This window comes from Caulobacter vibrioides OR37 (assembly GCF_000372645.1).
Taxonomy (GTDB): domain Bacteria; phylum Pseudomonadota; class Alphaproteobacteria; order Caulobacterales; family Caulobacteraceae; genus Caulobacter; species Caulobacter vibrioides_E.
This window is the reverse complement of the sequence record NZ_APMP01000019.1, coordinates 30,918-44,510: the sequence shown is the minus strand read 5'-3', so window position 1 is coordinate 44,510 and position 13,593 is coordinate 30,918. Positions and strand designations below refer to the sequence as shown.

At 67.5% G+C, this 13,593-nt stretch carries 13 protein-coding genes and 3 pseudogenes; 12 read left to right on the top strand and 4 right to left on the bottom strand.

What is annotated here, in order from left to right; translation table 11 throughout:
• Nucleotides 1-22: 22 nt before the first annotated feature.
• The 8 genes and pseudogenes from OR37_RS14035 (at nucleotide 23) to OR37_RS14005 (ending at nucleotide 7,816) form a co-directional block, all read left to right on the top strand.
• Nucleotides 23-1,021: a methionine ABC transporter ATP-binding protein gene (locus tag OR37_RS14035; RefSeq protein WP_004621152.1), complete on the top strand. Its 999-nt coding sequence runs from the start codon at nucleotides 23-25 to the stop codon at nucleotides 1,019-1,021.
• The gene (locus OR37_RS14030) at nucleotides 1,021-1,674 is read left to right on the top strand and encodes a methionine ABC transporter permease (RefSeq protein ID WP_004621150.1); all 654 of its coding nucleotides are present in this window, start codon (nucleotides 1,021-1,023) and stop codon (nucleotides 1,672-1,674) included. The genes OR37_RS14035 and OR37_RS14030 overlap by 1 nt, the downstream gene beginning before the upstream one ends.
• Nucleotides 1,671-2,015: a hypothetical protein gene (locus OR37_RS14025; RefSeq protein WP_004621148.1), complete on the top strand. Its 345-nt coding sequence runs from the start codon at nucleotides 1,671-1,673 to the stop codon at nucleotides 2,013-2,015. The genes OR37_RS14030 and OR37_RS14025 overlap by 4 nt, the downstream gene beginning before the upstream one ends.
• Nucleotides 2,016-2,154: 139 nt before the next feature.
• Nucleotides 2,155-2,961 carry a MetQ/NlpA family ABC transporter substrate-binding protein gene (locus tag OR37_RS14020; protein ID WP_004621146.1) on the top strand — a complete coding sequence of 269 codons (807 nt, stop codon included), beginning with the start codon at nucleotides 2,155-2,157 and terminating at the stop codon, nucleotides 2,959-2,961.
• A gap of 91 nt (nucleotides 2,962-3,052) precedes the next feature.
• Nucleotides 3,053-3,778, top strand: a complete 726-nt coding sequence (locus OR37_RS14015) for a GntR family transcriptional regulator (protein WP_004621145.1) — start codon at nucleotides 3,053-3,055, stop codon at nucleotides 3,776-3,778.
• A 203-nt stretch (nucleotides 3,779-3,981) separates the two neighbouring features.
• Nucleotides 3,982-6,369: a TonB-dependent siderophore receptor gene (locus tag OR37_RS14010; RefSeq protein ID WP_004621143.1), complete on the top strand. Its 2,388-nt coding sequence runs from the start codon at nucleotides 3,982-3,984 to the stop codon at nucleotides 6,367-6,369.
• A gap of 8 nt (nucleotides 6,370-6,377) precedes the next feature.
• A pseudogene (locus OR37_RS21485) lies at nucleotides 6,378-6,516 on the top strand (hypothetical protein); the annotation flags it as partial.
• A 10-nt stretch (nucleotides 6,517-6,526) separates the two neighbouring features.
• Nucleotides 6,527-7,816, top strand: a complete 1,290-nt coding sequence (locus tag OR37_RS14005; protein ID WP_004621140.1) for an MFS transporter — start codon at nucleotides 6,527-6,529, stop codon at nucleotides 7,814-7,816.
• A gap of 74 nt (nucleotides 7,817-7,890) precedes the next feature.
• On the opposite strand, the gene OR37_RS14000 is transcribed toward OR37_RS14005, so the two are convergent.
• Nucleotides 7,891-8,583 (bottom strand): TorF family putative porin, encoded by a 693-nt coding sequence (locus tag OR37_RS14000; RefSeq protein ID WP_004621139.1) that lies wholly within the window; start codon nucleotides 8,581-8,583, stop codon nucleotides 7,891-7,893.
• A 246-nt stretch (nucleotides 8,584-8,829) separates the two neighbouring features.
• Nucleotides 8,830-9,647: pseudogene (locus OR37_RS13995) on the bottom strand (SDR family NAD(P)-dependent oxidoreductase).
• 68 nt (nucleotides 9,648-9,715) lie between these two features.
• On the opposite strand from OR37_RS13995, the gene queF reads away from it, so the two are divergent.
• Complete coding sequence (gene queF / locus OR37_RS13990; RefSeq protein ID WP_004621137.1) at nucleotides 9,716-10,171, top strand: preQ(1) synthase; 456 nt, start codon at nucleotides 9,716-9,718, stop codon at nucleotides 10,169-10,171.
• 16 nt (nucleotides 10,172-10,187) lie between these two features.
• Here the strand turns inward: queF and OR37_RS13985 are convergent, their stop codons facing one another.
• Complete coding sequence (locus OR37_RS13985; RefSeq protein WP_004621136.1) at nucleotides 10,188-10,475, bottom strand: hypothetical protein; 288 nt, start codon at nucleotides 10,473-10,475, stop codon at nucleotides 10,188-10,190.
• A 38-nt stretch (nucleotides 10,476-10,513) separates the two neighbouring features.
• Entirely contained in the window at nucleotides 10,514-11,149 is a 636-nt protein-coding gene (locus OR37_RS13980; RefSeq protein ID WP_004621135.1) for a nitroreductase family protein, read from the bottom strand.
• On the opposite strand from OR37_RS13980, the pseudogene OR37_RS13975 reads away from it, so the two are divergent.
• From OR37_RS13975 to OR37_RS13965, 3 genes and pseudogenes are all read left to right on the top strand, one after another.
• Nucleotides 11,135-11,819, top strand: a pseudogene (locus OR37_RS13975) (NUDIX domain-containing protein). The gene OR37_RS13980 and the pseudogene OR37_RS13975 sit on opposite strands and share 15 nt — an antisense overlap.
• A 59-nt stretch (nucleotides 11,820-11,878) precedes the next feature.
• Nucleotides 11,879-12,718, top strand: a complete 840-nt coding sequence (gene cysE / locus OR37_RS13970; RefSeq protein ID WP_004621133.1) for a serine O-acetyltransferase — start codon at nucleotides 11,879-11,881, stop codon at nucleotides 12,716-12,718.
• Nucleotides 12,719-13,525, top strand: coding sequence for a glutaminyl-peptide cyclotransferase (locus OR37_RS13965; protein ID WP_004621132.1), 807 nt, complete (start codon nucleotides 12,719-12,721; stop codon nucleotides 13,523-13,525).
• Nucleotides 13,526-13,593 lie beyond the last annotated feature (68 nt).

Genomic DNA, 13,593 nt, shown 5'->3' with positions numbered 1-13,593 from the left:
AAACCCTGTTGGACTTGGCCGCGTGATCACCTTCCAGGACGCCTCGAAAACCTACGCCGCCGGCGGTCACGCCGCGCTCAGCGACGTCTCTCTCTCCGTCGCCGCCGGCGAGGTGTTCGGAGTCATCGGCGCGTCGGGGGCGGGCAAGTCGACCCTGATCCGCCTGATCAACGGCCTGGAGACGCCGACCGGCGGCAAGGTCATCGTCGACGGCGACGACGTGGCGGCCCTGGGCGTCGAAGGGCTGCGCGCCCTGCGCCGACGGGTCGGCATGATCTTCCAGCACTTCAACCTGTTGTCGGGCAAGACGGTGGCCCAGAATGTCGCCTTCCCGCTGAAGCTGGCCGGTCGTCCCGCCGCCGAGGTCAAGGCCCGCACGGCCGAGCTGCTGGATCGGGTCGGGCTCACGGCTCACGCCGACAAGTATCCGGCCCAGCTGTCGGGCGGTCAGAAGCAGCGCGTCGGCATCGCCCGCGCCCTGGCCACCCATCCCAAGGTCCTGCTGTGCGACGAGGCCACCAGCGCGCTCGATCCCGAGACGACCGAGCAGATCCTGGACCTGATCTCGGGCCTGAACCGCGAACTGGGCCTGACCATCGTGCTGATCACCCACGAGATGGACGTGGTCCGCCGCGTCTGCGACCGCGTCGCGGTGCTGGAGGCCGGGCGCGTCGTCGAGACCGGGCCGGTCGAGCGGGTCTTCCTGCATCCGGCCAGCGACACCGCCGCGCGCTTTGTGCGCGAAGCCGATGGCGAGGCCGCCGCGGCGCCGGGCGTTGGCGGTCGCCTGGTGCGCCTGACCTTCAAGGGCGAGGCGACCTACAAGCCGGTGCTGGGCGAGGTCGCCCGCGCCACCGGCGTCGACTATTCGATCCTGGGCGGCCGAATCCACCGGCTTCGCGAGACGCCCTATGGCCAGCTGACCCTGGCCCTGACCGGCGGCGACGTTGGCGCGGCGATCGCGCGGTTCCAGGCGGCCGGCGTGCGCGTCGACGACCTGTCGAGCGGGGAGGGCGCGTGATGGAACACATCGACTGGAGCGAGATCGGCCAGGCCACGCTGGACACCCTGGCCATGCTGGGCGGTTCGCTGGTCCTGACCATCGTCCTGGGCCTGCCGCTGGGCGTCATCCTGTTCCTGACCGGCCGAGGACAGATGCTGGAGAACCGGCTGGCCAATGGCGCGCTGTCGTTGCTGGTCAATGTGCTGCGCTCGGTGCCGTTCGTGATCCTGCTGATCGTGATGATCCCGCTGACCGTGGCGCTGGTCGGCACCTCGCTGGGCGTGGCCGGCGCCATTCCGCCTCTGGTCGTCGGCGCGGCGCCGTTCTTCGCCCGCCTTGTCGAGACGGCCCTGCGCGAGGTCGACAAGGGCGTGATCGAGGCCAGCTTCGCCATGGGCGCCAAGCGTCGCCAGGTCGTGCTGAACGCGCTGCTGCCCGAGGCGCTGCCGGGGCTGGTCGCCGCCGGCACGGTGACGGCGGTGGCCCTGGTCTCCTACACGGCCATGGCCGGCGTGGTCGGGGCGGGGGGGCTGGGCGACCTGGCTATCCGTTTCGGCTATCAGCGTTTCCAGACCGACGTGATGGTCGTCACCGTCGTGCTGATGCTGGTGCTGGTCCAGGCGCTGCAGATGATTGGCGACGCGGTGGTGCGAAAGGTGTCCCACAAATGACCGACGAACCCATCGATCTCCACTGGGATCCCGTCTTCGCCGAGGCGCTGCTGGGCAAGACGCTGCTGATGAACCTGACCTTCCTCGACGACGACGGCGAGGTGGTCGAGCGCCAGCAGTTCTTCGGCGTGGTCATCGACGCCACCGAGGACGAGGGCGTCGTTCTGGACCTGATGGGCGAGCATGACGGCGACACCTACACTCTGCCGCCCCAGACCTCGGCTATCCAGCCGGCGGCGGAAGGCGTGACCAGCCTGGCCGGCGACAAGCCCGACTTCGTCGTCAGCTGGATCATCCACGGTCCGCCCGACGTCCCGGAGGCGGCGAACGACGACGTTTAGGGGCATCTCCCTTCGCCCTCGGCCCGTGCTCCTAGAAGGGCGTGGTCTCGACTGACGAGGCCGCCAGGAAATCTGATTTCCGGCTCGCCGCGTATCAGGGCAAAAGCCTACCCGTCAGATCGCCTTATCGGAGCCTTTCATGGCCGCTCGTCGTGCTTTCCTCGTTCTCGGCCTCGCCGCGATGTCGCTCGCCGCCTGCGGTCCCCGGACGCCGAAGGCCAGCGCGCCGGACACCCTGACGGTGGCGGCGACGGCGATCCCGCACGCGCAGGTGCTTGAGTTCATCAAGCCGAAGCTGGCCGCCGAGGGCCTGAAGATCGAGGTCAAGGTCTTCAACGACTACGTCCAGCCCAACACCCAGGTCGCGGAAAAGCGCATCGACGTCAGCTATTTCGAGACTCTGCCCTATCTCCAGAGCTTCAACCACGACAAGGGAACGAACCTGGTCGCGATCCAGGGCGTGCACGTCGAGCCGATCGGCGCCTATTCGCGTCGGTGGACGACGATCGGCGAGGTCCCGAACGGCGCGACGGTGGCGATCCCCAACGACGCCAGCACCGAGGGGCGGGCGCTGATCCTGCTGGCCAAGAACGGCGTCCTCACCCTCCGCGACCCTAAGAACGCGCTCTCCAGCCTGAAGGACATCACCGGCAATCCGAGGAACCTGAAGTTCAAGGAACTGGAGGCGCCGGCCTTGCCGCGCGTGCTGGATCAGGTGGACTTGGCGGTGATCAACACCAACTACGCCCTCGACGCCAAGCTGAACCCCGGCAAGGACGCCCTGATCATCGAGGACAAGACCAGCCCGTATGTGAACTATCTGGTGGGACGTCCGGACAACAAGGACGATCCGCGCGTCAAGAAACTGGCCGCGGCCCTGACCTCGCCGGAGGTGAAGGCCTTCATCGAGAAGACATACGGCGGGGCGGTGATCCCGGCGTTCTAGGTTTTGAGTTCCGCCCCTTAGGGGCGGGATCCGCCTAGTCATGTCTGAAATTTCACATTACCTATCAGCGATGGTCGCTGATGGATCGCTCATGGTCTCGCCCTCGTTGAATTCCGCGCGCACGCTGGTGCTGGACGTCGCCAATTCCTCGGGGCTGGAGGATTGGGCGCCGGAGCTGCAGAAGACCAAGGTCTATGAGCGCATCCTGCTGGACCTGATCCTGGGCGAGCTGCCCGCCGGGGCGCGCCTGGACGAGCAGTCCTTGGCCGCGCGCTACGACATGGGCTTGGCGGGTGTGCGCGACGCCCTGGGGCGCCTGGCGCTGGAAGGCCTTGTGATCCGCCGCGCCCGCTCGGGCACGATGGTCGCGCCGCTGGATCTGGTGGAGCTGCGCCAGGGTTACGAAGCCCGCGTGCTGATCGAGCCGCACTGCGCGTGCCTGGCGGCGCGGAACGCCTCCAAGGCCGAGGCCCAGGCCATGTACGACGTGTTCGCCGAGGGGGAGGCGGCCGCGCGGACCTGCGATCTGCCGGCCCTGGTGGCCATGGATCTGCGCTTTCATGCCCTGGTGGCGCGGGCCTCGGGCAATCTCGCCCTGGCCCGCATCCTGATCCCCCTGCAGCACAAGGCCGCTCGCTTCTGGGTGTTCTCGTTCAACGGCGCCACCGAGCAGGAGCTGCTGGACGAGATCGAGGAGCACCGGCAGGTCGCCCGGGTCATCGCCGGCGGCGACGCGGCGGCCTCTCGCGCCGCGATGCTCAAGATCCTGAACGTCCAGCCTGAGGCCCAGACCCGGCCGCACGTCGGGGCCGCTTGAAGCCTTCGCGGCGCCGCTCTTCCGCGCCTACCTAAACCTGACGTCGTCCGGACGTAGCGTCACGTGCTGCTTTCCCGCCACAGAGGCTTCAAAATCTGGTCTAAAATGTCAGAAGGCATTTTGACGAAGATCAAGCCGTCACCAGATATCGGCGACGCGACCGCCCGGCTTCCCCGTCCGGACGGCGCGGGAAAGCCGAAGACATGCCGTCCAAGATCGCCCTGCTGTCCGCCAGTGTGCTGAGCCTCTCGATCGCCACGGCCGCGCGCGCCGAGGATCAGGTCGCCGATCAGGTCGACGCCGTGGTGATCGTGGCGCGGGACAAGGCGGGCCTGTTGGAAAGGCAGCCCAGCCAAACCGTGTTCGGCATCGCCAAGCCGCTGATCGAGACGCCCCGCTCGGCCAGCCTCGTCAGTGACGTGACGCTGGAACGATACGGCGTCCTGACCCTGGACGGCGTCACCAAGGTCTCGCCAGGGACCAACACCGCCAGCTTCTACGGCGTGCCCGGGTCGCTGAATATTCGCGGCACCCTGGCCGAGAACTATTTCCGCGGCTTCAAGCGGGTGGAGAACCGCGGGACCTATTCGACTCCGATCGGCGGGGCCTCGCGCATCGAGATCCTGCGCGGCCCGCCGACCCCGGTCTATGGCGCTGGCAAGGTCGGGGGGCTGGTCAATTTCATCCCTAAGTCCGCCCGCGACGAGGGCCGCCTCCTGGCCGAGCCGGAAGGGGAGGTGAGCGCCACCGTCGGCGACTACAACAAGAAGCTCGTCACCGGTCAGTTCGGCGCGCCCGTGACCCTGGGCCAGGCGCGGGGCGGCATTTTTGTCTATGGCGAGGCCGAGGACAGCCACAGCTACTACAAGGGCGTCTATCCGCGTCACCAGACGCTGGAGCTGTCGTCCGACTTCGACCTGGGCGGTGGCTGGAGCACGGCCGTCGGCGGCATGGTCTACCACTCGGACGGCGACGTGCAGACGCCTGGCTGGAACCGTCTGACCCAGGACCTGATCGACCACGGCGTCTACATCACGGGCCGGGACACCAGCCTGATCGACGCCGATCACAACGGCCGACTGTCGCCGGGAGAGATCGGCAAGTACCCCTACGCCAGCGCGCTCTATCTGCCCTATTACGGCTTCCCGACGACCGACGCGATTCACACCCTGGACACGGGCGTGGGCACGACCAAGCTGGACCGCCGCACCGTCTATATCAGCCCGGCCGACTTCTCGCGGACCAACACCCAGACCCTCTATTTCGACCTGGCCAAGGACCTGGGCGGGGATCGGTCCATCAAGCTGCAGCTGTTTCACGACCGCCTTCAGAACCGCCGCTTCGTCAGCTACGGCTATCCGGCCACGACCGACGCCAAGGTCAGCGAGGCGCGCGTGACCTACGCCTTCCCGACCGATCTGGGCGGGGTCCGCGCCAAGGCGCTGGTCGGCGGCTCGCATCGCTGGTTCGAAGGCCGGCGACGCGAGAGCTTCAACAGCGGCCTGATCGCCCTGGACCGTCGCGACATCAGCTTCGGTCCGACGCCCACCGACACCATCGACAGCCCTTTCGACAACGATCCCGGCGGTCTCCAGTGGGAAAACGACAACCGCTCGCGCTGGAAGCAGACCGGGGTGTTCGTCACCTCCGACATCGACGTCGGGCGGCTGAACCTGGTTCTGGGCGGCCGCTGGGATCGTTACAGCGTCGAGAGCCAGGACACGGGCATTCTCAGCTATGTCCCGTCGGGCCTGAAAAAGGACCATCGCGACAAGGCGACCTATAGCGCCAGCGCGACCTACAGGCTGCCGATCGGGCTGATGCCCTATGTCAGCTATGCCAAGGCCGCCGCGCTGGAGATGAGCCAGGCGGGCGACGTCGCCCCAAACCTGATCGCCGACGGTTCCTGGCTGTCCAGCTCCGACCTGACCGAGGCCGGCGTGAAGGTCCAGCTGTTGCGCGGGACCCTGATCGGCTCGCTGGCCGCCTATCGCCAGAACCGCACCCAGGTGACCGGCGCGATCTCGCCGCCGACGGTCCAGGGCACGCGCGCCAAGGGCGTCGAGGTCGAGGTTCGCTGGCTGGCCTCCGAGCGTCTGTCGTTCACCTTCGCCGGCAATAGCCAACGGACCGAGGTGAAGGGGCCGGACACGTCGTTCCAATACATCCCGGCCTATACGGCGGGCGTACCGGGCCAGCAGGCCTATGGCGGGTCCTATGTGGTGTGGAGCTTCGCCAGCCTGCCGGGGCGGAGCGGTGACTACCTCTACACCCTGATCCCCAAGTCCGTGGTCAGCCTGTACGGAACCTACACCAGCAAGGCCCGTGATTGGGGCCAGGCCGGCGCGACCTTGGGCGTCAGCCACACCAGCCGCACGGCGGGCACGGTGCAGAACGCCGTGCATTATCCCGCCTACAGCCTGGTCAATGCGTCGGCATATGTGACGCGCGGGTCCTACACGGTGTCGATCAACATCGATAATCTGTTCGACAAGGTCTATTTCACGCCCGACGCCGACACCTACGCCAACCTCGGCGCCCTGCCGGGCAAGGGGCGCGAGTGGCGGGCCACCCTGAAGCGGACGTTCTGATGCGGGCCATGACCGGCTTCATCCTCCCCCGCGCAACGGGGGAGGGGGACCGCGAAGCGGTGGAGGGGGCGCGACCGCCGCGCGACGCTCCCTCCGTCACGATGCGTATTCGCATCGCGCCACCTCCCCCGCCGCGCGGGGGAGGAGAAGGATTTCAATGACCGAGACCCAAGACCGCTTTCGCCCCTGGTTGCTGCTGGCGGGCTTCAGCTTGCTGCTCTTTCTGATCACCGCCTCGACCTATGGCTCGCTGGGCGTGGTGCTGCCGGCGATGATCGGCGAGTTGAACTGGAGCTTCGAGAAGGCGTTCGCGGGCTTTTCGGTGCTGGGCGTCTTCACCGGCGCGTCATCGTGGCTGCCGGCCATCCTGATCCGCCGCATCGGCGTTCGCGCGACCCTGCTGGCCGGCGCGGCTGTGCTGGCGGGCGGTTTCGTGGGTCTGGCCAACGCCCAGAGTCTGTCCAGCTACTATGTCGGCGCCGCCGCGTGCGGGGTTGGCTTCCAGATGGCGGCGCTGATCCCGGGCACGCACGTGCTGTCCTCGCTGTTTCGCAAGCGGGCTTTGCCGTTCGGGATCTATTTCACCTTCGGCTCCCTTGGCGGCGCGGCCGGACCCTGGATGGTGCTGACCCTGATGGGCATGAGCCACAACGACTGGCGCGCCTATTGGCTGACCCAGGCGGTGCTGGCGGTCGTCTTCGGCCTGGTTTGCGCCCTGATGGTCGGCGGCTCGGCCTGGCTGGCCAAGGCCGCGCACGAGGTCGATCTGGAGGTCGAGCAGGAAGCGCGCGCGGCGCCGGCCAACGCCAGGGTCTATCGCACGCCCTATGAATGGACCGTGGCCGAAGCCCTGCGCACGCCGCAGTTCTACATCCTGGTCGCCGCCTATTTCAGCCACCTGCTGGTCGGCGTGACGGTGGCCAGCCTGTCGGTGACGCACCTGACCGAGCTGGGCGTCGCCGCCGGCGTCGGCGCGGTGGCCGCCGGGGCCCTGGCCGCCAAGATGCTGAGCCTGGAATCGTTGATGCAGACCCTGGCGCGTCTGGCCGGCGGCGCCTTGGGCGACCGCGTCGATCCGCGCTGGCTGCTGGTCTTCGCGCAAGGGATGCTGGTCGCGGGCCTCTTGGCGCTGTCCAAGGCCGCGACGCCGCCGGTGATGCTGCTGTACGCGATCGGCACCGGCGTCGGCTTTGGCTTGACCGTGCTGGCCGTGACCGTGCTGCTGCTGAACTATTATGGGCGCCAGTCGAACCTGGAGCTGTTCTCCCTGACCTGCCTGGTCGGGGCCGTGTCGGCGGCCGGACCGTTCATCGGCGGCGCCATGCGCGACCGCCTGGGCAGCTTCGCGCCGACCTTCCAGCTGTTCGCCGGCGTCACGGCCGTGATCTTCCTGGCGGTGCTCGTCATGCGGCCGCCCAAGGCGCCGGCCGAGCTTATCGGGACATAGAGGGGCGATCTGGCATAGAAAAAGCCGCCCCGGGGGAGCCAGGGCGGCTTCGTCTTCTTGCTAAGCCTTGGCGCTTAGAAAGCGGCCTTCAAGCTAACCGCCACGCGGCTGCCATAAATTTTGCCAAAAGAGTGCTCGTCGGTGTCCGAGTAGCGGACGTCGGCCGAAAGCTTATCGTTGATGGCGTAGGTGAGGCCCGCGTTCCAGGTCGTGTAGTCCGAAGCCTTCTGGATGTTCTGACGGCCGATCGCGCCGCTCAGGGTCAGCTTCTTGGCGACCGGCACCGAGGCGTTCAGCTCGCCATAGGTGGCGTGGCCGGTCTTGCCCGGGAATTCCGGCGAGTAGTAGACGGCCGCGCCCAGGGTGGCTGGACCGAAGGTGCGCGAAGCGGCGGCCTTCAGTTCCAGGTAGCTGTAGGCGCCGGGCGTCAGGCCCTTGTCCTTGGTGTAGCTGTAGTAGATGACGCCCAGGTCCAGGCTGGTGTCGCCCACGGTCGGCTTCACGCCGGCGTAGAAGTCGACTTCCGTCGACGGGTTCTTCGAGCCGAAGTCGACGTTCGAGGCCCAGACGCCCGCATAGCCCATGCCGTAGGTGGCGTCGACGCCGCCTTGGACCGCCGGGTCTTCCTGGGTCTGGCTGACACCGCGGAACACGTAATCGCTGGTGACGCCGATGTTGTAGGCCAGCTTCAGCTCGTCGGCCATGGCCGCGCCGCTCAGAGCGACCGTGGCGGCCGCGGAGGCCAGCATGATCTTCAGCAGTTTCATAGTCCTATCCCCTTTTCTGTGTCGAGGCTCTGGTTGGCCCAGCGCCCGAGACCGCGTCTGCAAACGCGTCGCGTCCCCAGCCAATTAGCTGTCGACCCGTCTTTAGTTGCAATCCGGAGGGGAAAAGCGCCAGCGGTTAGGGCAGCGGGCGCACAAAGTTTGGGCGAAGTGTGACGATTTTGCTTCAATATGTACGCAACGCGGCCACAGGTGGCGGTTTCGCGAAACCCGCTTGTCCTGTGGCGTTTAGCGCATACTCAGGCTGGCGCCGCCGAGGTGCAGGCCAGCGTCGACCAGCAGGGTCTCGCCCGTGATGTGGCGCGAGGCCGGCGAGGCGAGAAACACCGCGGCCCCGGCGATGTCCTCGGCGGTCGAGGCCACCTTCAGCGGCGTGGCGGCCGCCGCGCCGGCGCGCAAGCGCTCCATCGAGTCCTCGGGCATGTTCTTGAACCAGGGCGTGTCGATGAAGCCGGGGTTGACGGCGTTGACCCGGATGCGCGGTCCCAAGGCCCGAGCCAGCGACAAGGTCATGGTGGTCATCGCCCCCTTCGAGGCGGCGTAGGGCACCGAGGAGCCGTTGCCCATCACGCCGGCGATCGAGGCGGTGTTGACCACCGCGCCGGGGGACGGCGCGGCCTCGAGCAGCGCGCGCGCCGCGCGGACCATCTGGAAGGCGCCGACCACATTGACTGAATAGAGCTTCAGGAAGTCCTCGGCGTTCACCGCGTCCAGGTCGGCGTGGTTCGGCGCGAACTTGGTCATGCCGGCGTTGTTGAACAGGGCGTCGATGCGGCCGGTGGGCGCGGCGGCCGCGACGATCTTTTGGCAGTCCTCGTCCTTGGCGACGTCGCCTTGCACGAGAACCGCCTTGGAGCCTTCGGCCTGGACCAGGCGCGCGGTCTCCTGGGCCTCCTCGGCGCTACGGGCGTAGTTGACGACCACCAGACCCGCGCCGCGCCGGGCCACCTCGACCGCGATCGCGCGGCCAAGGCCCGTGGACGCGCCGGTGATCACCACCGTGAAACCTTCGAAGTCCCGTCCCGACATGTCGCTCTCCCAAACATTTGTTTGGGATGTTGTAGCGAGCCTCGCGCGGCTTGTCTCTCGGGCTCGTCGGGCCTAAATCGCGGCGATGACCGATCTCAACGTCACCCAGCTGGGCCGCGTCGTCGACGCGCCCGCCAGCCCCGAAGCCGCCGTTCTCGAGCGCGTGCCCAATCCGCAGCATGACGTGTTGTATCTGGCCCGCTTCGTCGCGCCGGAGTTCACCTCGCTGTGCCCCGTCACCGGCCAGCCGGATTTCGCCCACCTGGTGATCGACTACGCCCCCGGCGACTGGCTGATCGAGAGCAAGTCGCTGAAGCTCTATCTGACCAGCTTCCGCAACCACGGCTCGTTCCACGAGGATTGCACGGTCAAGGTCGGACGCAAGATTGTCGAGGTCGCCCAGCCCCGCTGGTTGCGCATCGGCGGCTACTGGTATCCGCGCGGCGGCATCCCGATCGACGTCTTCTGGCAGACCGGCCCGGCGCCGGAGGGGCTTTGGGTCCCCGACCAAGGCGTCCAGCCTTATCGCGGCCGGGGTTGAACTGGGGGCGGAGATCCTAGAGCCGGGTCAGCCTTCGGCGATTGGCTCGCACCTTCCTCCGCAGATGCTTCAGAGCGCCCTTGGCGATTGCCGGGGGCGACGCGCCCAACTGTCCGGTCATCGCCAACATGGGCAGGGCCATGCCCGCCGCCACCTTCTCGCCGATCATCAGCTGAGCCTCGGACTGGGCCTCGGCGCCGCCCGCGGCGAGTTTGAGCATCCTCAAGCCGATCACCGACGACGCCTCGATTCCCAGGGCCCATGTGTCGAAGGCCAGGCTGGTCCAAGGGTCCCTGCGTGTCATCGCGTCCTCCTTCTCCGAAGGGTCTGAACGCGGAACGCCTAGGCGGGGCTCCATTCGGTGGTGATCGCCGCCACGTCGGGACGCACCCGCTCCTGCGGCTGTTCGGTCGACGTGCCGAGATAGACAAAGCCCGCCACCTTCTCGTCCGGCGCAAGGCCCAGAATGGCCGTGGCGCGCGGATCGTAGCTGTACCAGTCGGTGATCCAGTTGGCGCCCCAGCCTAGCGCGGAAGCGGCCAGCAGCATCTGGTGACAGACGGCCGCGGCGCTCTGGCGCTGCTCCCATTCGGGAATGTCGCCGGGGATGAAGCGCGAGATCACCGCCACGCACACCGGCGGACGGGTCAGCTTGCGCAGCGCGGCGTTGGCCTTGGCCGGGTTGGCCTGGCTGTCGGCCAGGGCGGTAATCCGCTCGGCGAAGGCGTCCTTGGCCGCGCCGCGCAGGATCACGAACCGCCAGGGCGCCAGCTTGCCATGGTCGGGCACGCGAGCCGCCAGACGCAGAATTTCGGAAAGCTGTTCGGGATCGGGGCCGGGCGCGGCCAAGCTCATGGCGCTGGCCGAACGGCGCCGGGCCAGGAAGGCCACGACCTCGGGCGAAGCCTCGAGCGGCAGGGTCTCGCCGAACTCGGGGGCGGGGGGACGGAACCGGCCAAGACGATCTCTCCGAAACACTGTAAGGCGCACACCTATGGCCGAGGCCCGGCCGCGACAAGGGATGGCGCCGATGTCCGACGACCCCGACCGCAAACCCGCCTGGCTGAAGCCGCACGGCAAGCCGTGGGGCGTCTCGTCCAGCAAGGTCGTCTACGACAATCCGTGGATCACGCTCACGGAATATCAGGCCATCGCGCCGACCGGTCGACCCGCGCTGTACGGCAAGATCGGGTTCAAGAACCAAGCGACCGGCGTCCTGCCACTGCACGAGGACGGCACGGTGACCTTGGTCGGCCAGAACCGCTTCTCGCTGGCCAACTATAGCTGGGAAGTCCCCGAAGGCGGCGCGCCGCGCGGCGAGGACCCGCTGGACGGCGCCAAGCGCGAACTGGCCGAGGAGGTGGGGCTCCAGGCGGCCGACTGGCGCCAGATCCTGCGGATGGAGCTTTCCAACTCGGTCACCGACGAGGTCGCCTATGGCTTCCTGGCTATGGATCTTTCGCCGACCGTGACGGCGCCCGACGAGACCGAGGACCTGGCCGTGGCCCGTGTTCCGTTCGGCGAAGCGCTGGACGCGGCGGTGGCCGGCCATATGCCAGACGCAATTACGGTGGCGCTCTTGCTCCGGACACACCATATGGCGGTCCGAGGTGAACTGCCGGCCGATCTGGCCGCTCTCATTCTCTGAGTAGGAGCATCTTCATTGAAGATGCTCTATGAGTAAGCCAGCTGGGAAGGGAGAGCCCGATGGCCAAGCACCTCGAAGTGGTGACGTCGGATACCGACACCCCTGTATGGGTCGCCCTGCGCAATCAGGCCGAGCACGCGGCCAAGGCCGAACCGGCCCTGGCCTCGCTGCTCAACGCGGTGATCCTCAGCCACGACAACCTGGCCGACGCCCTGACGTTCCAGCTGGCGCGCAAGCTGGGCGATCAGGAGATGCGGGCGATGACGGCGCGCGAGTTCGCCGCCGACGCCTTCGACAGCGACCCGTCCCTGGTGAAAGCCGCCGAGGCCGACCTGCGGGCTGTGTTCGAGCGCGATCCGGCCTGCAAGGGCTATGTCCAGCCGTTCCTGTTCTTCAAGGGTTTCCTGGCCCTGCAGACCCATCGCGTATCGCACTGGCTGTGGAACCAGGGCCGTGAGACCCTGGCCTTCTACCTGCAGAGCCGCGCCAGCGAGATCTTCCAGGTCGACGTCAATCCGGCCGCGCGGATCGGCAAGGGCGTCTTCATCGACCACGGCACCGGCATCGTCATCGGCGAGACGGCGGTGGTCGGCGACGACGTCTCGATGCTGCACGGCGTGACCCTGGGCGGCACCGGCGCCGAGCGCGGCGACCGCCATCCCAAGATCGGCAATGGCGTGCTCCTGGGCGCGGGGGCCAAGGTGCTGGGCAACATCACCATCGGCGACTACGCCAAGGTGGCGTCCGGCTCGGTGGTCCTGCGGCCCGTGCCGGCGCACTGCACGGCGGCCGGCGTGCCGGCTCGCCTTGTGAACTGCCCAACCTGCGAGGAGCCGGCCAAGACCATGGATCATACCCTGGCCGAGACCGTCTATGCGCACGACAATTACGAGATCTGAGTGACCCTTCTTCGGCGCAGCTTGGGCGGCCTGCTGGCGGCCGTCGTTCTTGGCCTGGGTTTGGTCGCGCCGGCGGGCCTGACCGGCTGCGCCCAGGCCGCGTCCGCGCCGGTCGGCGGCTACACGCTGGTCAAGGCCTATCCCCACGACACGACGGCCTTCACCGAGGGCCTCTTCTATCGCGACGGCTTTCTGTACGAGAGCACGGGCCTCAAGGGTCGGTCGCTGATCCGCAAGGTCAATCTGGAGACGGGCTTCTCAGAGGCCGAACGCATCGTCGACAGCCGCTATTTCGGCGAGGGCATCGTCGACTGGGGCAAGCGGCTCTACGAGCTCACCTGGACCGACGAGGTCGGCTTCATCTACGACATCGACACCTTCGAGAAGATCGGCGAGTTCAGCTATTCGGGCGAGGGCTGGGCCCTGACCCGCGACGACAAGCGGTTGTATATGAGCGACGGCACCTCGTTCATCCGTTTCCTGGATCCCGACACCCTGAAGGAGACCGGCCGGATCGAGGTGACCGACCACGGCGTGCCGGTGCGCAATCTCAACGAGCTGGAATATGTGAAGGGCGAACTGCTGGCCAATGTCTGGCAGACCACGCGCATCGCCCGGATCAATCCGACGACGGGCCAGGTCACCGGCTGGATCGAACTGGCGGGCCTGGCCAAGGCGGCGGGGGCCAGCGGCAACGGCGACGACGTGCTGAACGGCATCGCCTACGACGCGAAGGGCGACCGCCTTTTCGTCACCGGCAAGCTATGGCCGAAAATCTTCGAGATAAAGCTCACGCCTTCCCAGTAGCGCGGAACCGCCTTCGAGCCGTGACGTTAATGCAGGGTCCGCCCCCCTACGCCCCCCCGACCTAGTGG